The 23,242-nt window shown below is 63.4% G+C and carries 26 protein-coding genes; 16 read left to right on the top strand and 10 right to left on the bottom strand.

The window, feature by feature from the left end; all coding sequences use genetic code 11:
• Positions 1-4 precede the first annotated feature (4 nt).
• Both HMI59_RS19685 and HMI59_RS19690 read right to left on the bottom strand, forming a co-directional pair.
• Complete coding sequence (locus tag HMI59_RS19685; protein WP_166186795.1) at positions 5-460, bottom strand: hypothetical protein; 456 nt, start codon at positions 458-460, stop codon at positions 5-7.
• A 276-nt stretch (positions 461-736) separates the two neighbouring features.
• On the bottom strand, positions 737-1,537 hold the full coding sequence (locus HMI59_RS19690) for a GAF and ANTAR domain-containing protein (RefSeq protein WP_193592285.1): 801 nt from the start codon (positions 1,535-1,537) through the stop codon (positions 737-739).
• Between the two features lie 164 nt (positions 1,538-1,701).
• On the opposite strand from HMI59_RS19690, the gene HMI59_RS19695 reads away from it, so the two are divergent.
• The 6 genes from HMI59_RS19695 to HMI59_RS19720 all read left to right on the top strand — a co-directional run bounded on the left by HMI59_RS19695 (position 1,702) and on the right by HMI59_RS19720 (position 7,012).
• Entirely contained in the window at positions 1,702-2,130 is a 429-nt protein-coding gene (locus HMI59_RS19695; RefSeq protein WP_021471234.1) for a hypothetical protein, read from the top strand.
• Positions 2,131-2,153: 23 nt separating this feature from the next.
• Positions 2,154-2,363, top strand: coding sequence for a hypothetical protein (locus tag HMI59_RS19700; protein WP_166186793.1), 210 nt, complete (start codon positions 2,154-2,156; stop codon positions 2,361-2,363).
• Positions 2,364-2,864: 501 nt separating this feature from the next.
• On the top strand, positions 2,865-3,653 hold the full coding sequence (locus HMI59_RS19705; RefSeq protein WP_193592286.1) for a DeoR/GlpR family DNA-binding transcription regulator: 789 nt from the start codon (positions 2,865-2,867) through the stop codon (positions 3,651-3,653).
• Positions 3,650-4,636: a 1-phosphofructokinase family hexose kinase gene (locus HMI59_RS19710; protein WP_193592287.1), complete on the top strand. Its 987-nt coding sequence runs from the start codon at positions 3,650-3,652 to the stop codon at positions 4,634-4,636. The genes HMI59_RS19705 and HMI59_RS19710 overlap by 4 nt, the downstream gene beginning before the upstream one ends.
• Positions 4,637-4,638: 2 nt before the next feature.
• Complete coding sequence (locus HMI59_RS19715; protein ID WP_193592288.1) at positions 4,639-6,708, top strand: fructose-specific PTS transporter subunit EIIC; 2,070 nt, start codon at positions 4,639-4,641, stop codon at positions 6,706-6,708.
• A gap of 28 nt (positions 6,709-6,736) precedes the next feature.
• On the top strand, positions 6,737-7,012 hold the full coding sequence (locus tag HMI59_RS19720; protein WP_021471238.1) for an HPr family phosphocarrier protein: 276 nt from the start codon (positions 6,737-6,739) through the stop codon (positions 7,010-7,012).
• A gap of 79 nt (positions 7,013-7,091) precedes the next feature.
• Here the strand turns inward: HMI59_RS19720 and HMI59_RS19725 are convergent, their stop codons facing one another.
• Both HMI59_RS19725 and HMI59_RS19730 read right to left on the bottom strand, forming a co-directional pair.
• Entirely contained in the window at positions 7,092-8,048 is a 957-nt protein-coding gene (locus HMI59_RS19725) for a DNA topoisomerase IB (RefSeq protein WP_021471239.1), read from the bottom strand.
• A gap of 44 nt (positions 8,049-8,092) precedes the next feature.
• Complete coding sequence (locus HMI59_RS19730) at positions 8,093-8,572, bottom strand: Dps family protein (RefSeq protein ID WP_166186791.1); 480 nt, start codon at positions 8,570-8,572, stop codon at positions 8,093-8,095.
• A gap of 331 nt (positions 8,573-8,903) precedes the next feature.
• Between HMI59_RS19730 and HMI59_RS19735 the strand changes: the two genes are divergently transcribed.
• The 4 genes from HMI59_RS19735 (at position 8,904) to HMI59_RS19750 (ending at position 10,764) form a co-directional block, all read left to right on the top strand.
• Positions 8,904-9,074, top strand: coding sequence for a hypothetical protein (locus HMI59_RS19735; protein WP_164888678.1), 171 nt, complete (start codon positions 8,904-8,906; stop codon positions 9,072-9,074).
• Between the two features lie 141 nt (positions 9,075-9,215).
• On the top strand, positions 9,216-9,731 hold the full coding sequence (locus HMI59_RS19740) for a DUF6328 family protein (protein ID WP_166186790.1): 516 nt from the start codon (positions 9,216-9,218) through the stop codon (positions 9,729-9,731).
• A 3-nt stretch (positions 9,732-9,734) separates the two neighbouring features.
• On the top strand, positions 9,735-10,445 hold the full coding sequence (locus HMI59_RS19745) for a DUF6766 family protein (RefSeq protein WP_193592289.1): 711 nt from the start codon (positions 9,735-9,737) through the stop codon (positions 10,443-10,445).
• A gap of 52 nt (positions 10,446-10,497) precedes the next feature.
• Positions 10,498-10,764, top strand: coding sequence for a Rho termination factor N-terminal domain-containing protein (locus tag HMI59_RS19750; protein ID WP_193592290.1), 267 nt, complete (start codon positions 10,498-10,500; stop codon positions 10,762-10,764).
• Positions 10,765-10,861: 97 nt separating this feature from the next.
• Here the strand turns inward: HMI59_RS19750 and HMI59_RS19755 are convergent, their stop codons facing one another.
• Positions 10,862-11,746 (bottom strand): Ku protein, encoded by an 885-nt coding sequence (locus HMI59_RS19755; RefSeq protein WP_193592291.1) that lies wholly within the window; start codon positions 11,744-11,746, stop codon positions 10,862-10,864.
• A gap of 38 nt (positions 11,747-11,784) precedes the next feature.
• On the opposite strand from HMI59_RS19755, the gene HMI59_RS19760 reads away from it, so the two are divergent.
• Positions 11,785-14,367, top strand: a complete 2,583-nt coding sequence (locus tag HMI59_RS19760; protein ID WP_193592292.1) for an ATP-dependent DNA ligase — start codon at positions 11,785-11,787, stop codon at positions 14,365-14,367.
• Between the two features lie 71 nt (positions 14,368-14,438).
• Here the strand turns inward: HMI59_RS19760 and HMI59_RS19765 are convergent, their stop codons facing one another.
• Complete coding sequence (locus HMI59_RS19765; RefSeq protein WP_166186786.1) at positions 14,439-14,699, bottom strand: hypothetical protein; 261 nt, start codon at positions 14,697-14,699, stop codon at positions 14,439-14,441.
• A 45-nt stretch (positions 14,700-14,744) separates the two neighbouring features.
• Positions 14,745-14,942, bottom strand: a complete 198-nt coding sequence (locus HMI59_RS19770) for a hypothetical protein (protein ID WP_193592293.1) — start codon at positions 14,940-14,942, stop codon at positions 14,745-14,747.
• Between the two features lie 270 nt (positions 14,943-15,212).
• Between HMI59_RS19770 and HMI59_RS19775 the strand changes: the two genes are divergently transcribed.
• Positions 15,213-15,983 carry a putative protein N(5)-glutamine methyltransferase gene (locus HMI59_RS19775; protein ID WP_370583543.1) on the top strand — a complete coding sequence of 257 codons (771 nt, stop codon included), beginning with the start codon at positions 15,213-15,215 and terminating at the stop codon, positions 15,981-15,983.
• A gap of 275 nt (positions 15,984-16,258) precedes the next feature.
• Positions 16,259-17,881 (top strand): MFS transporter, encoded by a 1,623-nt coding sequence (locus tag HMI59_RS19780; RefSeq protein WP_021471250.1) that lies wholly within the window; start codon positions 16,259-16,261, stop codon positions 17,879-17,881.
• 128 nt (positions 17,882-18,009) lie between these two features.
• On the opposite strand, the gene HMI59_RS19785 is transcribed toward HMI59_RS19780, so the two are convergent.
• Positions 18,010-19,419 carry a PLP-dependent aminotransferase family protein gene (locus tag HMI59_RS19785; RefSeq protein ID WP_193592295.1) on the bottom strand — a complete coding sequence of 470 codons (1,410 nt, stop codon included), beginning with the start codon at positions 19,417-19,419 and terminating at the stop codon, positions 18,010-18,012.
• On the opposite strand from HMI59_RS19785, the gene HMI59_RS19790 reads away from it, so the two are divergent.
• A complete protein-coding gene (locus HMI59_RS19790; RefSeq protein WP_193592296.1) occupies positions 19,418-20,350 on the top strand; it encodes a DMT family transporter in 933 nt (310 codons plus the stop codon). The genes HMI59_RS19785 and HMI59_RS19790 overlap by 2 nt on opposite strands.
• 22 nt (positions 20,351-20,372) lie before the next feature.
• A complete protein-coding gene (locus HMI59_RS19795; RefSeq protein WP_193592297.1) occupies positions 20,373-20,996 on the top strand; it encodes an FMN-binding negative transcriptional regulator in 624 nt (207 codons plus the stop codon).
• A 55-nt stretch (positions 20,997-21,051) separates the two neighbouring features.
• On the opposite strand, the gene HMI59_RS19800 is transcribed toward HMI59_RS19795, so the two are convergent.
• Both HMI59_RS19800 and HMI59_RS19805 read right to left on the bottom strand, forming a co-directional pair.
• On the bottom strand, positions 21,052-21,567 hold the full coding sequence (locus HMI59_RS19800) for a GNAT family N-acetyltransferase (protein ID WP_193592298.1): 516 nt from the start codon (positions 21,565-21,567) through the stop codon (positions 21,052-21,054).
• Positions 21,564-22,034 carry an SRPBCC family protein gene (locus HMI59_RS19805; protein ID WP_193592299.1) on the bottom strand — a complete coding sequence of 157 codons (471 nt, stop codon included), beginning with the start codon at positions 22,032-22,034 and terminating at the stop codon, positions 21,564-21,566. Before HMI59_RS19805 ends, HMI59_RS19800 begins: the two co-directional genes overlap by 4 nt.
• 137 nt (positions 22,035-22,171) lie before the next feature.
• Here HMI59_RS19805 and HMI59_RS19810 point away from each other — a divergent pair, with 137 nt between their 5' ends.
• Complete coding sequence (locus tag HMI59_RS19810) at positions 22,172-23,221, top strand: FUSC family protein (RefSeq protein WP_193592300.1); 1,050 nt, start codon at positions 22,172-22,174, stop codon at positions 23,219-23,221.
• The last annotated feature ends 21 nt before the right edge of the window (positions 23,222-23,242 follow it).

Raw genomic sequence — 23,242 nt, forward strand, 5'->3', positions numbered from 1 at the left:
GGCCTCACCCGACGTGCGGAACCTCCGTTTGGAAGCCGCAGCGGCAGTGCAGCACCTGGGTTTGCAGGTACACCTCCAACAAGCTTGGCCCGCCCGGGTCGTCAGTGTTCCGGGGTGCCTCGATGAATTGCTCAGCCGGGCGGCCCAAGGTCATGGGCTCACCGCAATGGGTGCAGCTGTACCAGAGACCTGTTGCGGTGGAAGAGAGGAATTCCGCCTGGATGTGGGGCGCGAGCTCCGCCAAACGGACAGCGTGGGCGTAGAACGTATCGCATTCGCTGCAGGTGTAGCTGACTTCAACAATTTCGGACTGGTTCGGCGCGGCTTCAACCACGGTTTCAACAAAGATGTAGGAATCGGTATCGCAGACGGTGCACCAGGGACGGGATCCGGTGTCTCCGATCGCGGGTGTCGCCCCGGTAAGGCGTTTCGGGGCGGGAAGCGGGGAACCAAGCGACATTGCCATTCTCCTTTATTGCAAGCACCACCGGGGCCGGTGGTTTCCGACAACCGTCCCTTGCGGGACGCACTGAACAGCGTCGGGTGAAGCGGTTGCTCCTGTAGGAGCTGCATGCGAAATGGCGGCGGATGCTAACGGAGGATTGCGCCGCACTGCGGACCATCATCGCGGATGGTCCAAGTCATGAGGCTCCAAGGGCTGGTGGCTTAACCCATCTATGAATCTAGTTCAACAGTGCGCGGCCTCACAAGGGATGGCGTCCGGAGTCCCCAGGTGCTAGGGCTCAAAGTGCGACACAGGGGCGGCACCCGCTACCGATGTGATGAGCGACTCTGCGATGTCGCGCAGCTTCTGGTTCCGCCCGTTCGATGCCTTCTTGAGAATCTCGAAGGCCTCTTCCTGGCTGCAACGGTTTTGGCCCATGATGATTCCGCACGCGAGGTCGATCACCGTTCTCGAAGACATCGCCTCGCGGAGGTCCTCCGCATGCTGCTGCCTGGTCCCGATTCGAACGGCCAGACGCAAAGCCTTTTCGGCCTGGCTGCCGTAAAGATCACAGCCCCGGATGATGGAGTCCGTGAAGATCCGGGCCTTGGGAGCGAAGAAGTTCAGGGCAGCCGTAGCACCCTCGTCCAGTTCAAGCGGAACGCAGAGGGCTGAGAGGTGACCGCGTTGGGCGATGACCGAGCAGTAATCTGCCCAGCGTTTTTCCGTTGACGTGTCGTGGACCAGCACGGTCCTGCGCTCCCGCATGGCGTGCAGGCAGGGACCGTCACCGTATGCCTGCTGGACCTCGTCGATGAGGCGCGCCTCAGGGCTGCTTCCGGCGACGGTCAGGGCTTTGCGGCGTCGGCTCAGGGTCACCCCGCACAGAACTTCGATGCCAACCTCAGCCGAAACCGCCCCTGAGGAAAAGACCGCGAGTTCATTGAGGAACCCGTTCACGTCTTCGCTGTCGATCACCAGGTCCTGCAAGTGTTCGGCGACGGGGACGCCCGCTTCGCCACCTAGGAAGCCGGCTTCATCCGGAGCCGCAACATTGTTGGAAGACACCGCTCCATGCTGCATTTCATCCATGCTCCCATAGTAGGAGCGTCCGGTTCCGTGAGGTTAGGTGTTGGCAAAATCCTTGCATCTGCTGTGCGCCTATGTGCACAATCTAGCTACAGTCCGCGTTGACGGACCCGGCTTCACAGCTCATGCAGACGGGCGCCCAGCATCCCTGTGCAAAGGTGCGTCCCATGCCCGCCCAGCCGGCTTCGAGAGTTCCCGACGAAGCGCATCAGCCCCCTGACGAGCCCCTGTGGTGTTCCCGGTGCGATTCCGACCAGTTCCTGCAGGTCAACTCGATCCAGTCGCACTACCCGCCCGCGCCCAACATGGTGAATGTCAGCTACGAATGCGCTGCATGCCGCTACATCTACTCTCAGCTGGCCAGTGTCCAAAAGGTAGCCATCATCGTCAACCGTCCGGGCTCACCTCAGGGCATGTTGAAGTTCGGCGGCCAGTACCTCCACTGCGGGGAGCCCATGAAAACGCGCAGTTGCGAGCTTCGACGCATCGAGGCGACCTTGGCCCTGGGAAAGGGCCAGCCCCAGTCTTACGAGGTCCACCTCAACACACGCATCCTTGGGTGCAAATGTGGCTTCCGGATGGAGATTCCGGACTGAACCGGTCAAAAGGGAAGAGTGACATGCAAACAGAGAAGCGCAGGACAGAGCCAAGGGTTGCCAGCTCCGAACCCCGGTCAGGGCTCAAGCACAAGCTGCCGGATCCGCCCGATCCGGACAACCTCCCCATCGACTATCCGGGAGCCGGCTGGGATTCCAGCAGCTTCCCCTCAGCGACACCCCGGACATTGCGGCCGCAGCACTATGTCCGGGGCCGGAGCACCAAGCCATGAGTGAAGCGCACGGAGAGGGTACTGCTGCGCGGGGTCCCGGACCGGAAGATCAGCCCGCGCCAACGCGGGAGCCGGGTCCCACTCCTGAGCCCGTTCCCCTCCCCGAGCCCGGCCCTCCGCCGGTTCCTGAGCCGACGCCGGAACGGGAACCCGGGGATTCGCCGCCGGAGTAGCCAAAGAAACGAGGTCACAGCCGGCCGGGTTTGCCCGGTCGGCTGAGATGACCATTCAGAACAACCCCATGGACCGGATCCTGGTAAATCCCCCAGTCAGGATCCGAAAGAGGGCATGTCGCACTACAGGGAGTGCGACATGCCCTCTGCTGCGTTCCCACACATTCCCACCTGCTCCCACCTGCGGATCTGTGTTTATGTGGCTTTACCCTTGACGGACCCACATAAACAAAGATAGAGTCAAGCAATTCCACATTAGTTGTGACAGTGATCACGGCAGTGGGACCAACGAATCAACCGACTCGAAGCTTTACGCAATGGAGGGTAAGTGTTCGCCGAAGAGCGCCAGCAACTGATCTACGCACTCGTTACAGAGCGTGGACGGGTGAGCGTCACTGAGCTCGCGGACCGATTCAGCATCACCACCGAAACCGTCCGGCGCGACCTGGCGGCGTTGGAAGTTTCAGGCAACCTCAGGCGCGTCCACGGCGGTGCAGTCCCGTCCGACAAGTTGAGCACGCGCGAAGAAAGCATCCAGGAACGCGCCATCAAGCGCAAGGCGGAAAAGCTGCGCATTGCCGCTGCGGCGTTGGCCATGATCCCGGACTTTTCCTCGGGCAGCGTCCTTTTGGATGCCGGATCCACCACGGAAACCCTGGCGGACCTGCTGGCCCAGGACCCGGCGGCGAACGGTTCGGACGAGCTTGTAGTCATCACGAACGCCATGCCCATCGCCGGCAAACTCTCCACCGTCGCCGGAATCTCCCTGCAGGTTCTTGGCGGTCGGGTCCGCGGCCTGACGCAGGCCGCCGTCGGGCAGTCCACCGTGGAGGCCGCCCTCCGCCTCCGCCCTGACATTGCCTTCATCGGCACCAACGGCCTCCACGCCGGATTCGGGCTCAGCACCCCCGACCCGGAGGAGGCCGCGGTCAAGGCCGCCTTCGTGACCTCGGCCCGCCGCGTGGTAGCCCTCGCCGACTCTTCCAAGCTGGACACGGAGACCCTGGTCCAGTTCGCCACCCTGAAGGATGTGGACACGTTGATAACTGACAACGAACCCCCTGCCGATCTTGCAGCTGCCTTGGCAGAGGCCGGCGTTGACGTGGTGATCGCATGATCGTCACTTTTACGGCGAATCCGAGCCTGGACCGCACCGTGGAACTTCCCGCGGCGCTTGCCCGGGGCGAGGTACAGCGCGCCCTCCACGTCCACCAGGAATCCGGCGGCAAAGGCGTGAACGTTTCCCGCGCCCTGGTGGCATCACGACTCGAAACCGTGGCCGTTCTTCCCGGCGCCGATGCGGATCCCGTCCTTGCCGGACTTCACGACGCAAAAGTTCCGTTTGCGGCCTTGCCCATCGGCCAGGCACTGCGCAGCAACGTCACGCTCACCGAGCCGGACGGCGTCACCACAAAGATCAACGAGCCCGGCCCGGAGTTGAGCGACGAACAGCAGGAGGCCCTGATCGGGTTGCTGCTGGACCGCTCCCGTGGCGCCAGCTGGGTGGTCCTCGCCGGTTCGCTCCCACCAGGAGTGCCGGCTGATTACTACGCCACAATTGCACGGCGGCTTCGCTCCCGCGCCGATGGCACGGAAGCTCCCGGCATCGCCATCGACTCCTCAGGAGCGCCGCTGGCCGCTGCCGTGAAAGCCGACGCCGCGGGAAAGCCTGACCTCCTCAAGCCCAACGCCGAGGAACTTGCGGAACTCGCAGCCGCAGCAGGCTTCGCAAGTGTCTCCACGGCTGAGGAACTCGAAGCGGACCCGGCCAAGGCAGCACAAGCAGCCGCCGCCGTCGTCGAAAGCGGTGTGGGCGCTGTCCTCGCAACGCTTGGGTCCAAGGGCGCCGTCCTTGTGACCGCAGAGGGTGCGTGGCTGGCCACGCACCCGCCCATCCAAGCAGTCAGCACAGTAGGTGCCGGCGATTCGTCCCTTGCCGGCTACCTGCTGGCCGCAACCCAAGGCCGTTCCCCGCAGGACTGCCTTCGTCAAGCCGTGGCACATGGTGCCGCTGCCGCATCGCTGCCGGGCTCCACTGTCCCGGCAGTCCACCAGACAACCCCAGACGCCGTAACCATCACGGCCCTCCAGAAGGACTAACAGTGACCCAGCTGATCACACCCCAATTGGTCACCCTCGACCAGAACCTGGGCGACTCCCCCGCCGACGTCATCCGCGTCCTGGCCGGCAAGGTTGCCGCCTCCGGCCGGGCTTCCGAAGTGGAGGGCCTCTTTGCCGACGCCTTTGCCCGCGAGCAGAAGACTGCCACCGGCGTACCCGGCGGGATTGCCATCCCGCATTGCCGTTCGGCCGCTGTCACCGAGCCCGCCCTGGCCATGGCACGCCTGGCCCACAAGGTGGACTTCGGCGCCAAGGACGGCCCTGCGGACTTGATCTTCTTCATCGCAGCCCCGGACGGCGCGGACCAGGAGCACCTGAAGCTTCTCTCCAAGCTCGCCCGCTCGCTCATCAAGAAGGACTTCACGGCTGCACTGCGCGCTGCATCCTCCCCTCAAGAAATAGTCGAGCTGGTTGACGGTGCCCTGAGCGATAAGCCGAGCCCAAGCGGAGCCGGCGATGGGGGTCGCGGAGTGGTTGGGCATCGCGAAGCGGGCACGACCACCATGGCCGGTGAAGCGGCTCAAGCCGCTGAAAGCACGACGGCGGCTACCGGACCCAAGCGCCTCGTGGCCGTCACCGCATGCCCGACCGGAATTGCGCATACGTACATGGCAGCCGACTCGCTGGTTGCCGCCGCACAGGAGGCCGGCGTAGACCTGCAGGTGGAGACCCAGGGTTCCTCCGGCGCCAAACCGCTGGACCCGGCGGTGATTGCCGCGGCAGACGCGGTGATCTTCGCCGTCGACGTCGACGTTCGCGGCAAGGAGCGCTTCGCCGGCAAGCCGGTCATCAACGCGCCCGTCAAGCGTGGCATCGACGAGCCCGCCAAGATGGTGCAGGAAGCCCTCGCGGCCGCCGACGATCCGCACGCACGCCGCGTCCCCCACTTCGGTGCGGAGGAGCAGGCCGAGCGCGAAGCCGAAGAAAAGGGTGAGCACATCGGGCAGAAGCTCAAGCGTGCCCTCTTGACCGGTGTCTCCTACATGATTCCGTTCGTCGCAGGCGGCGGCCTTTTGATCGCCCTTGGGTTCCTGCTGGGCGGCTACGACATCACGGCCGTGGCGGACAAGGTGGTGCTGGAGAACAACCTCGGCAACCTGCCCGAAGGCGGCCTGGCCATCTACCTCGGCGCTGTGGCATTCAAGATCGGCGCCCTTTCCATCGGCTTCCTGGTGCCGGCGCTGGCCGGTTACATTGCCTACGGCATCGCCGACCGTCCCGGTATCGCACCCGGCTTCACGGCCGGTGCCGTGGCCGGATTCATGGGCGCAGGGTTCCTCGGTGGCTTGGTGGGCGGCCTCCTGGCGGGCGTCGTGGCGCACTGGATAGGCACGTGGCAGGTACCCCGCTGGCTCCGTGGCCTCATGCCTGTGGTCATCATTCCGTTGCTCGGATCGATCGTCGCTTCCGGCCTGATGTTCCTCGTGCTGGGCGGCCCCATCAAGAACCTGACGGACGGCTTGAACGCATGGCTTTCCGGCATGACCGGCGCGTCGGCAGTGGTCCTCGGGATCATCCTTGGCCTCATGATGTGCTTCGATCTTGGCGGCCCCGTCAACAAGGTGGCCTACTCCTTCGCAGTTGCCGGACTGGGTGCGGGCGCAGTTGCCAACCAGGCTCCATGGCAGATCATGGCAACCGTGATGGCTGCCGGCATGGTTCCGCCGCTGGCAATGGCACTCGCCACCCTGATCGACAAGAAGCGTTTCAGCCTCGCCGAGCGTGAGAACGGCAAGGCGGCGTGGCTGCTGGGTGCCTCGTTCATCTCCGAAGGCGCCATCCCCTTCGCGGCCGCCGACCCGCTCCGCGTCATCCCCGCCAGCATGGTGGGCGGCGCACTGACCGGTGCCCTGTGCATGGCAACCGGAGTGACGTCCCAGGCTCCGCACGGCGGAATCTTCGTCTTCTTCGCCATCGGAAACCTGCCGATGTTCGTCATCTCGATTCTGGCAGGCACCGTGGTCTCGGCCCTCATCGTGGTGGCCCTCAAGCGCTGGGCCGTTCGCAAGCCGGCCGCGGCCGAGGCCGAAGCAGTTCCCGCAACCGTCTAAACGTCCACAAACCACCAAGGAGTAAGAAATGACCGAACGTACCGCCACCATTGCCAGCCGTGTGGGCCTCCACGCCCGCCCTGCGGCCATCTTCGCCGAGGCTGCCGGCGAACTCGACCTTGAGGTGACCATCGCCCGCCAGGGAGAACCTGCCGACGAAGCCATGGACGCTGCCAGCATCCTTTCGCTCATGAGCCTTGGTGCCGAGCACGGTGACGTGGTGGTCCTGCGCGCAGAGGGCGAGGGCGCAGATGCTGCCTTGGAGAACCTCGTGAAGATCCTCGAAACAGACCACGACGCCTAAGCGCACCTCATGACCAGGAAGCCTGGCCGTACCCGGAAGGGTGCGGCCAGGCTTCTTTCTTGTCTTCAGCGACAGTCAGTCAGGTTTGCTTTGCGATGAGGAACTCGGCAATGGAGGGCTCGGTGGGCTTCACGTCCATGAGTTCGCCGGACAGATATGCCTCCACGATCCGCGGGTCCACGTACGACGTACGCGCCACGGTGGGCGTGTTGCCCAGCAACTCGGCCGCCTCCTTCATGGCCCTCACCAATGCCTGCGGACGGGTCATGGTGCCTTCCGTTTTCAAGAGGCATAGCGCCGCTGCTGCGGTCCCCTTCCACGTGCGGAAGTCCTTGGAACTGTAGGCCTCCCCCGCGATGCTGCGGAGGTACTCGTTGACCATGGAACCGTCCAAGGGAACCCATGAGCCGTTGGCCTTGTAAGCCAACAGCCGCTCCTTGCCCGGCCTGCGTGAGAGTGGCTCAAGGAAAGCGGCCAACGCCGGATCATTGATGGAGGTGTCCCACCATTGGCCGCTCTTGCCGGGAAACTTCAGGCCGACGGCGTTTTCCTTGACACGCGCGTGGCGGCACCGCAGGGTTGTCAGTCCGTAGGACCCGTTTTGCTTCATGTAGCTTTCGGATCCGATCCTCAATGCTCCAAGGTCCATGAGCCGGACAGCGGCCGCGAGGGTTTGCTGCCTGGGATCGGAAGTGTCTTTCAAGTGCAGCGTCACTGCACGGCGGATGGACGGGAAAGCAGAGCCCAGTTCGGCTGCGCGCTGGAACTTCTCGTTGTCCTTTCGCTCCCGCCACCGGGGGTGGTAGATGTACTGGCTCCGCCCGGCGGCGTCCACCCCGGTGGCCTGGATGTGGGCGTTTTCGTAGGGGCTGATCCAGACGTCGGTCCATGCAGGAGGGATCGCCAGCGCATTGATGCGCTGGCGATCCTCTTTGTCCAGCAATGTCCCGTCGGGATGCCGGTAGCTGAACCCTTTACCGGAGCGGCGTCGCACGATGCCCGGCTTGGAAAGATCACTCCGCCGTAGCCTGACCATGGTTGCTCCGCCTGTCCGGTTGGGCCGCGTTGATGCTTTGTCGTTTATGCTTCGTCCGGGTCCGTCACACTGGCGTTGGCGCCCATGATTTCGGCGTTGATCATCCAGACCAGCTGCTCAAGGCGGGCGATGAACTCGTGGAGGAGGTCCGCCGTCGTGGGGTCTTCCTCATCCACTTCGTCGTGCACTTCGCGCATGGTCTGGACTGCCCGTTCCACGCGTTCGGTAACCAGTTTGACGGCGTCCTTGGTGTTGACCAGGCCACCGGGGAATTCCTCCAGGCGGGTGCCCTTGGCGATCGTGGAGCTACGGCCGTCCGGCAGGGCGTGCAGGGCACGCATGCGCTCGGCGGTGTCGTCGGCGAACTGGCGGGTGGCGAGGACCAGCTCGTCCAGCTGGAGGTGCAGGTCCCTGAAGTTCGGCCCCACGATGTTCCAGTGGGCCTGCTTGCCCTGGAGCTGGAGTTCGATGAGGTCTGTCAGGACGACCTGAAGGTTGTCTGCGAGCTGCTGTGACGCTTTCATGTGTTCCTCTCTTTGACGGCCATATGAACGACAAACCGACACCGCCAACCGCTCTGCGGAAAATCGGTCAATCATCAGGTGACGACTTCAATAAGACTTTCATAAGGATGCTTAGTAGTACAATGGAGAGTGTCGCTGTTCACAACTGGCGAACTTCGCAAACTGGCGAACTTCGCACCAGCGAGGATCGGTTTTCGACGGCGGCCCTGGCACCTTGGGAGCTGGAGGGGTTTTCAGGTACCGGCATAACTCAATCGAAGTAACAGGAAATGCATAGTCAGGAACCCGGCAAATTTCATTCCGGGTTCACGCAGAAAGGAATGTGCTGACCATGAACACGCTTCTGATCATTGCTGGTGTTGTGGCAATTGTTTTTCTTCTGGTGGGCGGTTTTTCCTCAGCCCTCAACTGGCTCCTCTGGGTGGGCATCGTCCTCCTGGTAGTCGCAGCCATCGGATGGCTTCTCAGCTTCATGTCCGGACGCAGGGGCCACACCGTATAGGCGTACGCCACCATCAATCCACACCGGCGCAGGATGCCGGAAAGCCTTGAACATCCGTCTACCGCGAGGGCTGTTCCAGCAGCAGCGCAGCTGACTGCAGGGGCAGTCCTCCGGCGCACTATACCCGCTGGAGGTGCCTGAATGGCAGAGTCCGATCCGGTCGCCCGCACCGGGAGGAATGAATCCACAGAGGAGCGGATGGACCGCAACTGGATGGAACTGATCCAGGAACTGCGCGTCCTGCAGACAGGCGTGCAGATCCTGGGCGGCTTCCTCCTGACGCTGCCGTTCCAGGAGCGCTTCGAGGAACTCGACGAGTGGCAGGTCACTCTCTATCTCTGCAACGTCCTCGTTGCTGCGCTGACCACCATCCTCATAGTGATGCCCGTCAGTGTGCATCGGCGTCTCTTCCGCAGGGGCCTGAAGGCCACCCTGGTGTCCAATGCGGATCTGGTGACCAAACTTGCCCTGGGCGGCGTGGCCCTGCTGATCGTGGGCTCGGCCGCGCTGGTTTTCGATGTGACAATAGGGCGCACCGCAGGCCTGGTCACAGGCGGAACCATCATTTTGATTGTCCTGGTCATCGTTGTGGGAATGCCATTCTGGATTCTTCGACGCGCCGTGCACAACAACAACGGGAACTCCCCCCAGGAGTGAGTCATGCTCAAACCGACCAAGCACTCCGAACCGTCAACCGACGCCCGTCCCCATCGGAATTGGCTGAAGGACCACGGCCTGCTGCTTGCCAACGCGGGCCTGTTCGCCGCATTCCTGGGCGGCATGATCGTCTCCGGGGCGAAGACTTACAGCGAAGAGCAGCAAACCCACGGAGGATCCCCGGTGGGCATCCTTGAGTACATCACCACCGGCGACTTCGTTGAGGCCGTCTTTGAAAACTGGGAGTCCGAGTTCCTGCAGATGGCCATGTACGTGGTCCTCACGGTCTTCTTGTTCCAACGGGGTTCCTCGGAATCAAAGCCCGTGGACAAGTCTGCACCCCAGGATGAAGATCCCAGGGACGCTGGAAAGTCAGCCAAAACCCCGTGGCCTGTGCGCCGGGGTGGCTGGGTACTGAAGATCTATGAGCACTCCCTGTCGGCGCTTCTTGGCATCCTGTTCCTGACTTCCTTCACGCTGCATGCCATCGGCGGCACGTCTGCCTACAACGAAGAACAACTCAGCCACGGCCAAGCCACTGTATCCGTCTGGGAATACCTCGGCTCCAGCCAGTTCTGGTTCGAGTCATTCCAGAACTGGCAAAGCGAATTCCTGGCCGTGGCCGTACTGGTGGGAGCTTCCGTCTACCTCCGTGAACGCGGCTCTCCCGAATCCAAACCCGTTGCCGAACCGCACTATGAAACCGGTGCCTGACAAACGCAGTTGCCTGACAAACGCAGTTGCACCCAAAGAAAGGATCAGCATCATGCCGGAAAAGAAGAATCCAAGCCTGAAGGATCCGGAGCTTTACGAAGAACTCCGCGATGACGGGGCTTCCAAGGAAAAGGCCGCGCGGATTTCCAATGCCGCTGCCGCCAAGGGGCGGAAGGAAGTGGGACGCAAGGGCGGGAAGTCCGGCGACTACGACGATTGGACCGTGGACAAACTCAAGTCCCGTGCCAAGGAACTCGGATTGAAAGGGTATTCGGGCAAGAAGAAGTCCGAACTCATTTCAATGCTCCGGAATCACTGACCCCAACCCATGTAAGTAGCAGTTGATGCCGTTTTGGGCGTTCAAAACGGCATCTACTGCGACTTAGTTGGGGGAGGCCAGGGATAACGACGTCGGATCACGCCTTTTTCTTGGCCCGCGTCTTTGGCTTACTGGCTGTTGTGGTCGATTTGCTGGTTTTGCTTGCGGCAGCCTCGTCGTCGGACGCTTTTTCCTTGCCGCGCTTTTTGTCGAGGCTGCGCTTCAGCGCTTCCATCAGGTCGATGACGTCGCCGCCCTCGGCTTCGCCTTCCGTGGCACCGAAGGTGGCCTCCGTATCCAACGCCTCGCCCTTTTCAAGCTTGGCCTCAATCAACGTTCGGAGCTGGACCTGATAATCGTCGGTGTATTCGTCGGGGTCGAAATCGTGCGCCATGGATTCAACAAGCGCGGAAGACATCTCCAATTCCTTGTCCGAAATTTTGATATCGGTTTCAAGGGAGGGGAACTTGGCTTCCCTGACCTCATCTCCCCACAGCAGCGCCTGCAGCAACAGGACGTCGCCACGCACACGCAGTGCTCCCAACCGCGTCTTCTGGCGGAGGGCGTACTGGACAATGGCGATCCTGTCCGTATCTTCCAGCGTTTGCCGCAGGAGCATGTAGGCCTTGGGAGACTTGGAATCCGGTTCGAGGAAATAGCTTCGCTCATACATGATCGGGTCCAACTGTTCGGCAGGGATAAACTCCACTACCTCGATTTCCCGGCTGTTCTCTTCAGGCAGGGATTTCAGTTCCCCTGCCGTAAGGACTACCGTTCGTCCTTCTTCTTCGTAGGCTTTATCAATGTCCTCATAAGCCACAACTTCACCGCAAATTTCGCATTTGCGCTGGTAACGAATCCGTCCGCCGTCCTTGTTGTGCACTTGGTGAAGGCTTATGTCATGGTCCTCCGTGGCACTGTAGAGCTTGACTGGTACGTTGACCAGACCGAACGCGATAGATCCCTTCCAGATGGCCCTCATGAACCCAGTCAACAGCACAAGGCAACGGAGGAGAAGAGGTGGCAGGAAAGCAGAAGGAGCGTGTCGTCGTTGAGGGTCATGAGCTGACCCTCACGAACCTGGGCAAAATCATCTACCCGGAGACCGGCACCACCAAGGCCGAGGTGCTGGCCTACTACGCCGCGGTTGCCCCGTACCTGATCCCCGCGGCGGCCAACCGGCCCGTGACGCGCAAGCGCTGGGTGAACGGCGTTGGAACGGCAGAAAACCCGGGCGAGGTCTTCTTCCAAAAGAACCTGGAAGACTCGGCGCCCAGGTGGATTCCGCGGGTCACCATCCACCATTCGGACCACGCCAATGTCTACCCCATGGTCAACAACCTCGCCACGCTGACGTGGATGGCGCAGATCGCGTCATTGGAAATCCACGTACCGCAGTGGCAGGTGGACCCTGCAGGCAATCCGTTGCGCCCTGACCGCTTTGTCCTCGACCTCGATCCCGGGCCGGGCGCAGGCCTGCCTCAATGCGTTGAAGTTGCCCGGCTGGCCCGGTCCATCCTTCAGGACATGGGCATGGAGCCGGTGCCGGTCACCAGTGGCAGCAAGGGCATCCACCTCTACACGGGCTTGGAGGGAACGCTGAAGTCCGATCAGGTGTCCGCCTTCGCTCACGAACTTGCCCGGGCCTTGGAAGCGGACCACCCGGCGTTGGTTGTGAGTGACATGAAGAAGTCCCTCCGCAAGGGAAAAGTCCTGGTTGACTGGAGCCAGAACAGCGGCAACAAGACCACTATTGTCCCGTACTCGCTGCGCGGCAAGGCGCATCCCACCGTCGCCGCTCCGAGGACCTGGGCGGAGCTCGAAGACCCGGACCTTGACCACCTCGACTACACCGAAGTGATGGAACGGGTCAGCACTGGCGAGGACTTCTTCGCGCCGATTTCCGGCCGGCACCTCCCGCCGCACGGTGAAAACGACGACGGCGGGAGGCCGGGTTCCGCGTCATCGGATGCGAACCCGGGTGGTCGGGAGAAGCTGACGGTGGAGGGCCGCCTGTCCAAGTACGTAGGAATGCGTGATCCGGGCAAGACCCCGGAACCTTTCCCGTCGTCGTCCGGTCCTTCCGTAGGCGACGCGTCCCGGAGGTCGTCCGAACAGCCCAAGCCCGGAGACCCGGCCCCGCCCGGCGGTATCTTCGTCATCCAGGAACACCACGCCCGGCGATACCACCTGGACCTGCGCCTGGAGCGGGACGGAGTGCTGGCCTCATGGGCGCTGCCGCGCGGCGTCCCGGAGACGCCGGACCGGAACAACCTTGCCGTGCATACCGAAGACCACCCCATGGAGTACGCCGATTTCGCGGGGGTCATCCCCAAAGGCGAGTACGGCGCAGGGACCATGACCATCTGGGACCGCGGCGAATATACGTGCGAGAAGTGGCGCGAAGGCAAGGAAGTGATCGCCACCCTCACGGGAGAACCCGGCGGTGGCTTGGGCGGAACAAAGCGGCTCGCCCTCATCAACACCGGCGACCGTTGGCTCATCCACCTCATGAAGGAACAGCCCGGAGGCCGCAGGGCGCCGAAAGCGGCACCAGCACCACCCGCGACTTCCGCCGCCAAGCGGCCATCCGCCGTCGAGCCCCGACCCAAGGCCGAGGCTCAACCCAAGCCCGGACCGATGCAGGACTATGCGCCGATGCTGGCGACGTCGGGCACCACCGATGATCTGCACGGAGGTGATTGGCTCTACGAACTCAAATGGGACGGCATCCGCGCCATCATCACCGGAACCAAGGGCAAGATCCGGCTCATGAGCCGCAACGGGAACGACCTCACAGCCACCTACCCTGAGCTGACGGACCGATCCTGCTGGCCCGACGGCGACTTCGTGGCGGACGGCGAAATCGTTGCCCTCGGGAAGGGTTCGCGGCCCCACTTCGGCTTGCTCCAGCAGCGCATGAACCTCGTCAAAGCCGGGGACATTGAGCGGGCCCGGGCTTCGGTTCCCGTGCAACTGATGCTTTTCGACCTGCTGTACGACGACGGCGCGGACCTCACCGGGCTGCCCTTCCGCGGCCGGAGGGAGCGGCTCGCAGCCTTTGCCGAACGCCTGGCTGGCGGTTGCCCGCTTCATTTATCCGAGGTACTGGACCATGATGTGGACGACCTCCTGCATGTGGCGTCCGATCTCAAACTGGAAGGCGTGATGGCCAAGAAGGCCGGGAGCCGCTACTCCCCCGGGCGGCGCAGCCGGGCGTGGATCAAGCTGAAGCTCGAACAGAGCCAGGAGGTGGTGGTTGGCGGCTGGCGTCCCGGCGCGGGAGCCCGGAGCGGAACGTTCGGCTCGCTCCTCCTGGGGGTCCCCCGTGACGGGAAGCTGCATTACGTGGGACGGGTGGGCACCGGCTTCAAGGGCTGGCAGCTCAAGGAGATCATGGGCAAGCTCGAGGCCCGTGCCGCGGAGGAATCGCCCTTCCTGGATATTCCGCGCGAGGATGCCGCCGGCGCACGATGGGTGGATCCGGAGCTGGTGGCTGAGGTGACTTTCGGGGAGTGGACCGGCCCGGGCCGTTTGCGGCACCCGGTGTGGCGGGGTTGGCGGCCGGACAAGTCTCCTGAGGACGTGAACCAGCCCAACTGACTGGCAATAGGGGTTGTTCTGAGCGCTCAGAGCAACCACAAATGCCAGTCAGTTGGGCTGGAAAGTGGTGATTAGGAGGAGTGCGGCATCTGCGGTCGGCTGGTCCGGTGGATCGCTGTCACAGCTGCTCCTTGTCCCATCCGGCCGTGGGCCTGGTTGCGGTCCTTGGGATGACGTTTCTTGCCGTTCCCGTCCGGCCACTGCCTCGTTTGTCCGGTGCCGAGGGTTGCTGCGATGGCGGTCGGCTCAGGCATGGGGGCCATGTCCATGGACTCCACCAAGTGGCTTGCTACCTCGGGGTTGATGTTGCCGGATTCTTGATTGGCGGTCATGGTTCTTCCTTTCTCCGATGAAACGAAGGGACTTCAATTTTAGGCCTACCAGCGGACCTTTTTCATGGTCTTGGCCTGCTTTCCGCTGGCGTGCGTTGGCTTGTGGCCCTTGCCGGTGCTTTTCCAGCCATCGGGGGTGCCGCCGCCGGATTTGCTGGCAAGCATGGCCTTCTGGGCGTCGGTCAGTTTGGACTTAATGCCGCCCGAGGCGGCTTGGTTGTTGTCGGGGGTGTTGGCAGTCATTAGTGAACTCCTCAAAGGTTTTTACAATCCTGGAGAGGCGCACGAACCACGGCGTCACGGTGCGATCATGATGCAAAAAGAGGCGACAACGGGAACGGCATGGAGGCAGGGCCTCAACAGGCGTGGATTTTTGTCGGGTGAAACTCGGCGGCGCACAAAGGCACAGGCCGGTTTACTCAAAAATCAGTGTTCCCATGCGTCACACCTTAGCTACCTTGCCCGGTGTTTGTGAACCCCTCCGGGCACCGTGATTTTGTTAGCATGACCCCAATGTCTCCGGATCCCGCCGTCGTCCAAACGCTTCGTGCCGCCGGCTGCGTCTTCGCTGAGGAGGAAGCCGGGCTGCTCATGGAAGCCGCCCGGGGCGATGAAGACTTCGCGTCGATGGTGCAGCAGCGCATCAGCGGGGTACCCCTTGAACACATCCTGGGGTGGGCCGAATTCTGCGGACGCCGCATGGTGGTGGAGCCGGGCGTTTTCGTGCCGCGGCGTCGCACGGAGTTCCTGGTGCGTCAGGCGGCCTTGGTCGCCAAGCCGGGCGCCGTCGTCGTCGATCTTTGCTGTGGTTCGGGCGCCATTGGCGCTGCCTTGAGCGATCTGCTGGGCAGTTGCCAGCTGTACGGCGCGGACATCGACCCCCTGGCTGCCGCATGCGCCGCCCGGAACATCGGCCCGCGTGGCGGCCAGGTATTCCAAGGTGACCTGTTCGAGCCACTGGCCCCGGAACTTCGGGGCCGCGTGGACGTCCTGCTGGTCAACGCCCCTTATGTTCCCACAGGCTCGATCGCCATGATGCCGCCTGAGGCCCGCCTTCACGAACCGATGGCAGCGCTCGACGGCGGGGGCGACGGATTGGACGTCCAGCGTCGCGTCGTGAGGGACTCTCCGGAGTGGTTGTCGCCCGGCGGAGCACTGCTGATTGAGACCTCGGACGTACAGGCGTCGGCGACCGCCGCGTTGATGGTCGGCGTGGGGCTCCGGGCGAGCGTCCTTTTCGATGGGGATCTTGGTGCAACGGTGGTCCTCGGACGGTGGCCCTAGGGGTGCAATAGGTTAGCTTTCGCGGTGAAAAAGCTGCCGTTTGATGCATTTCACTAAACAATTTGATAACGGCATGCGGCCGGCACCTACTTCCCTGTTATGACGGGGCAAAACCGGGCAAAGAGAAGTAAGATTGCTTAGCAATATGTGCCCCGAAGTGGCCCCGAAACCCGATCCCAACTCGGATTGGTGGGCAAAACCGCGTAAAATTGAACACCTGCCCAGAGCGGGGCAGCAGAAGTCGCAAGCAAATGACCTCCCTAGGAGAAGCCCAAATGCCCATAGACCAAAGCAACACCGTCTCTCCGGATGGCGCAAGGAACGCCTCCGGAAACAAGGTAGCGGCAGGCCACGAACCGGCCGCTGCGAAAGTTGGTAAAAGCACCAAAATGCCGAAGCTTCGGACGAAGCGCAGGTTGAAGGAATCCGACGTGAACGTCGTGAACCAGCCGATGCTGAAGAAAGCACTCGGCGGCACGATCGTCGGCAACACTATGGAATGGTACGACGTAGGTGTCTTCGGCTACCTGATAACCACCATGGGACCCGTTTTCCTCCCGGAAGCTGACCCGTCCGTCCAGACCCTCTTCCTTCTCGGCACCTTCGCCGCCACTTTCATCGCCCGCCCGCTCGGCGGCGTGGTCTTCGGTTGGCTCGGCGACAAGATCGGCCGCCAGAAGGTACTCGCAGCAACACTGATGCTGATGGCGGCAAGTACGTTCGCCGTCGGACTCCTGCCCGGCTATGCGCAGATCGGTATCTGGGCAGCCGCGCTCCTGGTGATCCTCAAGCTCGTCCAGGGCTTCTCGACCGGCGGTGAATATGCCGGCGCAACCACCTTTGTCAGCGAATACGCACCGGACAAGCGCCGCGGCTTCTTCGCGAGCTTCCTGGACATGGGCAGCTACATCGGCTTCGCGCTCGGTGCCGCCCTGGTGTCAGTCCTGCAGCTCACGCTGGGACAGGCAGCCATGGAGGAATGGGGCTGGAGGATTCCGTTCCTGGTAGCCGGCCCCCTGGGCATCATCGCCGTGTACTTCCGGACGAAGATCGAGGAATCCCCGCAGTTCCAGGCAACCCTGGACGCCCAGGAAGCCCTCGCAAAGGACGCTGCTTCGCATGACGTGCACGTGGCCAAGGGCCCGATCGGCATCATCAAGGCCTACTGGCGCCAGATCCTGCTGGCCATGATTCTTGCCGCAGCAGCCAACACCGTTGGCTACGCACTGACCTCGTACATGCCCACATACCTCACGGACTCCAAGGGCTACGACCCCGTCCACGGCACCTTGCTGACCATCCCGGTCCTGGTGATCATGGCCCTCTGCATTCCGCTGACCGGCAAGCTTTCCGACCGCATCGGCCGCCGCCCCGTGCTGTGGATCGGCGCAGGCAGCACGGTCGTCTTCTCCATTCCTGCCTTCATGCTCATTGGCATCGGAGACGTATGGTCAACGCTGTTCGGCCTCGCCCTGATCGCCTTCCCCGTGACGTTCTACGTATCCAACCTGGCCTCGGCTCTGCCGGCCCTGTTCCCCACGTCCAGCCGTTACGGCGGAATGGGCATTGCCTACAACTTCTCGGTAGCGATCTTCGGCGGCACCACCCCGTTCATCGTGCAGGGCCTGATCGAAGGTACCGGTGACGACATGATGCCGGCGTACTACCTGATGGCAACGTCCATTGTTGGCGGGATCGCGATCTTCTTCCTGCGTGAATCCGCGAAGCGACCGCTTCCGGGCTCCATGCCCAGCGTGGATACCGAGGCCGAAGCCCGTGAACTCGTGGAAACCCAGGACAGCAACCCGCTCATCAACCTGAACGAGATGCCGTTCGATGGCCAGCCCGTCAGCGATGTGGCCTTTGGCCGGGACAAGAAGGACCTGACACCTGCTTAGGACTTACTTGCCTGCGACTTCTGCGCGCGTACCCGATAGTTCGCGGTAACCAAACCGCCCACCGTAGCCACCAACCACAAGGCGCTCTCCTTGAGGTTGGTGGCTACGGCTGTTAACCAGGCAGGCAGCTACCTCTGCCGCTTCAGCGCCGCACCGATAATCCGCACCCCTTCCGGGAACGCTCCCGGGTTGGGCCCGGCATAGTTGAGCCGGACATACGGTCCTTCGGGTTCGGCAGGGAACCACTCGGAACCTGCGGCGATCAGGACGCCCGCCGCCTCGCAATCCTTGGTGAGACGATCGGCGTCGGACCCGTTCGGAAGCCGCAACCAGAGGTTCAAGCCACCCTTGGGCAGGTGTGTCAGATGGGCCTCCGGAACGTGCTCGCTGAGGCTGGTGGCCAAAAGGTCCCGCCGCGACTGCAACTGGGCCGAGACTCCCCGGAGGTGGGTTTGCCACCCGGGCTGGGTGACGACGTCGAGCGCGGCCGCTTGCAGAAGGCCGCTGACATACATCGACTCGGCTGCCTGCGCAGTAAGGATCCGCTCCCGGGCCGGACCGCGGGCTATGACCGCTGCGACGCGGATGGACGGGGACACGCTTTTGGTCAGCGACCGGATATAGAGGACGTGCCCTGAGTCGTCCTTGGCGGCGACGGGCACGGATTGGGCAGTAATCCCGAAGTCGTGGGCCCAGTCGTCCTCCACGAGGAAAGCTCCATGGGCCCGCACCACGTCCAGAACTTCCTCGCCGCGCCGGCCAGGCCACTGGGCACCGGTCGGGTTCGCGAAGTTGGGTTGGGCATAGAACATGCGGGCCCCCGTCTCTTCAAAGGCACGGGACAGCTGCGCGGGATCAGGGCCGTCCGGCCCGCTCGGCACCGGGACCACGCGCACACCGGCCTGCGCGGCGGCGAGCAGCGCGCCCCAATAGCTGGGCGACTCCACCAGCAGCGGTTGGCCGTGGCCCACCAGGCCGCGGAAGATCGAGCTCAGTCCGCTTTGGCTTCCGGGAAGTACGACGACGTCGCCGGGCTGGGGCGGCGTCACGCCAACCGGTGTTGAGGTACTAAGCTCCTGCGCGAACCACGACTGCAGCTCGGGGAGGCCCGCGACGGGCGGCCTGGACAACGCCGCCTCGCCACGCGCCGCACGGGTCAGGGCGGAACGAACCAGCCTCTCGGGAAGGAGTTCACGCGCCGGGTACCCGGAGTGGAAAGCAATCACATCATTGGACGCACTGCGCATCGCAGCGGTGTTGGTTAGCCGGGGTGCCTGGAGCGCACCAAGGGCAGCCGTCTGCCACCCGTAATCCACCGGACGCGCGGTGCGGTAGGCGCGGACGAACGTTCCAACGCCGGGACGGCTCTCGATAAGCCCTTGGGCGGTGAGTGTCCTCAGTGCCTTTTGTACTGTCACAGGGCTCGCTTGGTACTCCGCCACGAGTTGGCGGGTAGAAGGCATTCGGGCCCCGGGGGCGGCTGCGGCAATCCACTCTTTCAGTCGCGAGACTATCCGTGAACTGCTATCGTTGTTCATGAGCCAACATAGTAGCGCTACTCTCATTCAGTCGCCAGCGTTACCCACGCCAACCGCATCCGGAATTTGGTGGGGGCTTGTGGGCGTGTTCGCCTTCTCCTTCACGGTTCCCTTCACGCGGGTGGCCGTGGATGGGATGTCGCCCCTGTTCATTGGAGCCGGCCGGGCAGTCATAGCCGCCGTCCTTGCTGCCGCTGCCTTGGCAATCACCAAGCAACGCTTCCCCCAAGGCATGCAGTGGTTGCGCCTGGCAGTAGTCGCCGGCGGAATCGTGGCCGGGTTCCCGCTACTCACCACCTTTGCCCTGACCAGCACCTCCGCGAGCCACGGCGCGGTGGTCATTGCCCTTCTGCCGGCAGCAACAGCGACTGTGGCCGTCATGCGGGGACGCGAACGTCCGAGGCCCCTGTTCTGGGTGCTCACCGGGGTGGGCGTGGTGGCCGCAGTGGTTTTCGCCCTGGCGCAGTCGGGCGGCTTTGGGTCACTTCACTGGGCTGACCTTCTCCTGCTCGGAGCCGTTGTGGCCGCCGCTATCGGCTACGCGGAAGGCGGCCTGTTGGCCCGCGAACTGGGTTCGTGGCAGACCATCTCCTGGGCCCTGGTGGTGGCGTCCCCCGTCATGATCCTGTTGACTGCCCTGTCGCTGGCATCAGGCTTCCCCTCCGCTTCGCCGGCCGGTTGGGCGGCCTTTGCCTATTTAGGCGTGGTCAGCATGTTCCTCGGCTTCTTCGCCTGGTACCGCGGCCTTGCCATCGGGCCCATGGCCCAAGTCAGCCAGATCCAGTTGGTACAGCCCGTCATGACCATCGCGTGGGCAGCTCTCCTGCTCGGCGAGTCCCTCACCCTGACCACCGTCATCGGCGGACTCATGGTGATCCTCTGCGCAGGCGCCGCCGTGCGCGTGAGGCTCGCGCCGCCGTCGCGCCTTTAACCCAAGCCGAAAGGACACTTCCATGTACACCCCCGCCCACTTCGCCGCATCCGAAGAGACCATCGAGGCACTGCTCCGCAACTCCGGGGCCGCGAACCTCGTGACCATGACACCGGACGGCCTGCTCGCCACGCTCCTGCCGTTCATCTACGACCCCTCCGTTGGGGACCACGGCGCATTGCAGGCACACATGGCGCGCAACAACCCCCAATGGTCAACCCCGGCTACGGGTGAGGCCTTGATGATCCTTCAAGGTCCGGACGCCTACATCTCGCCGTCGTGGTACGCCTCCAAGACCGAGCACGGCCGCGTGGTTCCCACGTGGAACTACACAACAGCCCACGTCTATGGCCGGGTTGTAGTCCACGACGACGGCGACTGGCTGGGAAGGCACGTCCGGCAGCTTTCGGATCACCACGAGTCGGCGATGGTCCGTCCGTGGTCGGTGGACGAAGCACCGCAGCGCTTCATCGCCGGGCAACTGAAGGCGATAGTCGGCGTCGAACTTGTGATGACGCGGGTGGAGGCGAAAGCCAAACTCAGCCAAAACCGGACGCCGGCTGATGTGGAAGGCGTCATCGCTGGACTCCGGTCGGTAGGCGACGCGGCCAGCGCAGCCGACGTTGAGCGGGCACGGAACTCATAGACTCGGCAATCAGGCTCAGGAGTGGCCAAGGCGCATTCGCCTGCGGTGGCGGAGCCTACGCGGGCGGGACCACCGGGCGCCACATCGCCACCCGCGGCCAGCGCGTCAGTCCCAACTCCGCCTCATGCTCCATCAGGCGGGTGAGCTCCGGGCCCCACAGCCCGGCGTCGAACATCTCGAAACCGAGGCGGCGATAGTACGGCGCGTTCCAGGGAACGTCCCGGAAGGTGCTGAGGGTCTGCCGGTGCATGCCGTGGCCCCTCGCCCAAACCCGGGCGGCATGGAGCAGTTCCCGGCCGATGCCTTGGTGGGCCTGGTCCGGGTGGACACTCACCTGTTCCACGTGGGCGTTGCCGTCCACCACGTCCACAAGGATGTAGGCAACGGGGTAGTCGAGGCCGTCGACGTAAACCCAGGCCCGTCCTGCAGAGACATACTCCTGCAACACGTCCAGGGGGAAGGGTTCGTCGTCGGCAATCTGGTCCATGCCCAAGGAACGGAAGGCCTCCCCCGCGGCGCGCTCAATGGTCTGCAGCTGCCCGAGGTCATCCGAATGCGCCAGCCGGATCATCGGCCCGGATCCGGTGTTGCAGGGGCCTGCGCCACAAGGAACTCGTTCCGTTCCCGGATCAGGTTCTCCATATAGCGCGCCAGGACAAGCTTCTCCACCAGCCGGCCCAGGGCACCGAACGGCGCGGCGAACTCCACGGTGTCCACCATCAGCGTGCCGCTGCCATCGGGCCGGAACTCGTGGGTGTGCCGGAGGTACTTGAAGGGTCCGCGGACCTGCTGGTCCGTGAACGACGCCGGCGCCTCCATGTGGGTGATCCGGCTGGTCATGCGAAACCTGACTCCGAGGTGCCATGCCTGCCAGGTCACGTGCTCGCCCTCCGAGATAAGGCCTGTGGTGGTGCCGGCGATTGCCCTCTCCCGGCTTTTGGTCATGGAGCCCACGTGGGCGTCGATGCTTCGGGACAAGTTGAACAAGTCCGCCGGTGACATGGTGGAGCGGGTTCTGCAGACGAAAGCTACGGGCATATCTCGATCTTTCCAGATTCCTCTGACAGTCCTTGCTACGCGTTGTGACCGGGCTTATGGCAGCTCGCGCGGCAATCCTGATAATTTTCGGACGTGAGTCTTTAGCCCACAAGCCCTTGATGATTGGTGGTGTTCCCATGTCCGTGTTCATGACGCACGCCCGGGAACTTCACCGGATCGGTCCGGCGAACAACGACAGGCTATCGGCAGTACGCGTCGGGCTCAGCGTGGTTGTGCCTGGACTCTTCCTTATTGCCATCGGCCGGCCCGAGCTCATGATGTATGCGGTGTTCGGTGCCTTGACCGGCATGTACGGACGCAATGAATCGCACCAACTTCGGCTCAGGCACCAAGCACAAGCGGCGCTGTTGCTGGTGGGCGGCCTGTCCATCGGCACCTTCCTGTCCGTCAACCATATTCACTCATGGTGGCTCGTGCTCGTGGCTACGCTCTTCGCGGGGGCCGGCTCTTTCTTCTGTGATGCCGCGAAGCTAAGGCCCGTAGGACCGTTCTTCGGAATCCTCGCCCTGGGCGCCTGCGCATCAGTACCCACCAGCGTTCCATTTACGACGGCGGTGCTCATCGGTGCTGCCTCAGCAGCGTTCTCGATCGTGGTTGGCTTCGCGGGGTGGTTGCGAACCCGCTCATGGGAACGGGGTGCGGTCCGGGACGTACCAATATTGCGCGGGCCTCTACGGCAGTCAGCCCTGGTCCATGCGACGCGCTACGTCCTTGCAGTCAGCGCGGCCGGGGTTTGCGGCGTGCTCAGTGGCAGCGGCCACCCGCACTGGGCCATGGCAGCAGCGGCCGTCCCGCTGGCCGGTGCCGATCTGCCCAGCCGGGTCCACCGGGGCATCCACAGGATCGTGGGGACGTTCCTCGGCTTGGGGGTGGTCGCCGTCGTGCTTTTCCCGAGTCCGGCGTCGCCGCTTCAGTACTTCCCAAGCCACGGCCCGGTGGTACTCGCGGTGATCGTGATGTTATGCCAGTTCCCCACCGAGCTGTTCATGGCCAGGCACTACGGCTGGGCCATGGTGTTCTTCACCCCCGTGATCCTGCTGATCGCGCAGCTGGCGGCACCCATGGATCCGGGAGTGCTGGTACTGGAGCGGGCCGTTGAGACGTTCGTGGGAGCGGTCATCGGAATTGCCGTTGCTGTGGTGGTGCAGCGGCATAGGTGGAACTAGTTCTTTTCGGCGGAACTTCCT

The organism is Paenarthrobacter sp. YJN-5 (assembly GCF_015040095.1).
In the GTDB taxonomy this organism is placed as follows: Bacteria; Actinomycetota; Actinomycetes; order Actinomycetales; family Micrococcaceae; genus Arthrobacter; species Arthrobacter ureafaciens.

Coding starts and splice junctions, on each gene's coding strand:
- HMI59_RS19780 (WP_021471250.1), top strand. CDS start 16,259: ATGCCCATAGACCAAAGCAACACCGTCTCTCCGGATGGCGCAAGGAAC.
- HMI59_RS19700 (WP_166186793.1), top strand. CDS start 2,154: ATGCAAACAGAGAAGCGCAGGACAGAGCCAAGGGTTGCCAGCTCCGAA.
- HMI59_RS19805 (WP_193592299.1), bottom strand. CDS start 22,034: ATGCCCGTAGCTTTCGTCTGCAGAACCCGCTCCACCATGTCACCGGCG.
- HMI59_RS19690 (WP_193592285.1), bottom strand. CDS start 1,537: ATGGATGAAATGCAGCATGGAGCGGTGTCTTCCAACAATGTTGCGGCT.
- HMI59_RS19800 (WP_193592298.1), bottom strand. CDS start 21,567: ATGATCCGGCTGGCGCATTCGGATGACCTCGGGCAGCTGCAGACCATT.
- HMI59_RS19790 (WP_193592296.1), top strand. CDS start 19,418: ATGAGCCAACATAGTAGCGCTACTCTCATTCAGTCGCCAGCGTTACCC.
- HMI59_RS19725 (WP_021471239.1), bottom strand. CDS start 8,048: ATGGTCAGGCTACGGCGGAGTGATCTTTCCAAGCCGGGCATCGTGCGA.
- HMI59_RS19685 (WP_166186795.1), bottom strand. CDS start 460: ATGTCGCTTGGTTCCCCGCTTCCCGCCCCGAAACGCCTTACCGGGGCG.
- HMI59_RS19730 (WP_166186791.1), bottom strand. CDS start 8,572: ATGAAAGCGTCACAGCAGCTCGCAGACAACCTTCAGGTCGTCCTGACA.
- HMI59_RS19785 (WP_193592295.1), bottom strand. CDS start 19,419: ATGAACAACGATAGCAGTTCACGGATAGTCTCGCGACTGAAAGAGTGG.
- HMI59_RS19695 (WP_021471234.1), top strand. CDS start 1,702: ATGCCCGCCCAGCCGGCTTCGAGAGTTCCCGACGAAGCGCATCAGCCC.
- HMI59_RS19775 (WP_370583543.1), top strand. CDS start 15,213: ATGTCTCCGGATCCCGCCGTCGTCCAAACGCTTCGTGCCGCCGGCTGC.
- HMI59_RS19795 (WP_193592297.1), top strand. CDS start 20,373: ATGTACACCCCCGCCCACTTCGCCGCATCCGAAGAGACCATCGAGGCA.
- HMI59_RS19770 (WP_193592293.1), bottom strand. CDS start 14,942: ATGACTGCCAACACCCCCGACAACAACCAAGCCGCCTCGGGCGGCATT.
- HMI59_RS19755 (WP_193592291.1), bottom strand. CDS start 11,746: ATGAGGGCCATCTGGAAGGGATCTATCGCGTTCGGTCTGGTCAACGTA.
- HMI59_RS19750 (WP_193592290.1), top strand. CDS start 10,498: ATGCCGGAAAAGAAGAATCCAAGCCTGAAGGATCCGGAGCTTTACGAA.
- HMI59_RS19720 (WP_021471238.1), top strand. CDS start 6,737: ATGACCGAACGTACCGCCACCATTGCCAGCCGTGTGGGCCTCCACGCC.
- HMI59_RS19740 (WP_166186790.1), top strand. CDS start 9,216: ATGGCAGAGTCCGATCCGGTCGCCCGCACCGGGAGGAATGAATCCACA.
- HMI59_RS19765 (WP_166186786.1), bottom strand. CDS start 14,699: ATGACCGCCAATCAAGAATCCGGCAACATCAACCCCGAGGTAGCAAGC.
- HMI59_RS19745 (WP_193592289.1), top strand. CDS start 9,735: ATGCTCAAACCGACCAAGCACTCCGAACCGTCAACCGACGCCCGTCCC.
- HMI59_RS19810 (WP_193592300.1), top strand. CDS start 22,172: ATGTCCGTGTTCATGACGCACGCCCGGGAACTTCACCGGATCGGTCCG.
- HMI59_RS19735 (WP_164888678.1), top strand. CDS start 8,904: ATGAACACGCTTCTGATCATTGCTGGTGTTGTGGCAATTGTTTTTCTT.
- HMI59_RS19710 (WP_193592287.1), top strand. CDS start 3,650: ATGATCGTCACTTTTACGGCGAATCCGAGCCTGGACCGCACCGTGGAA.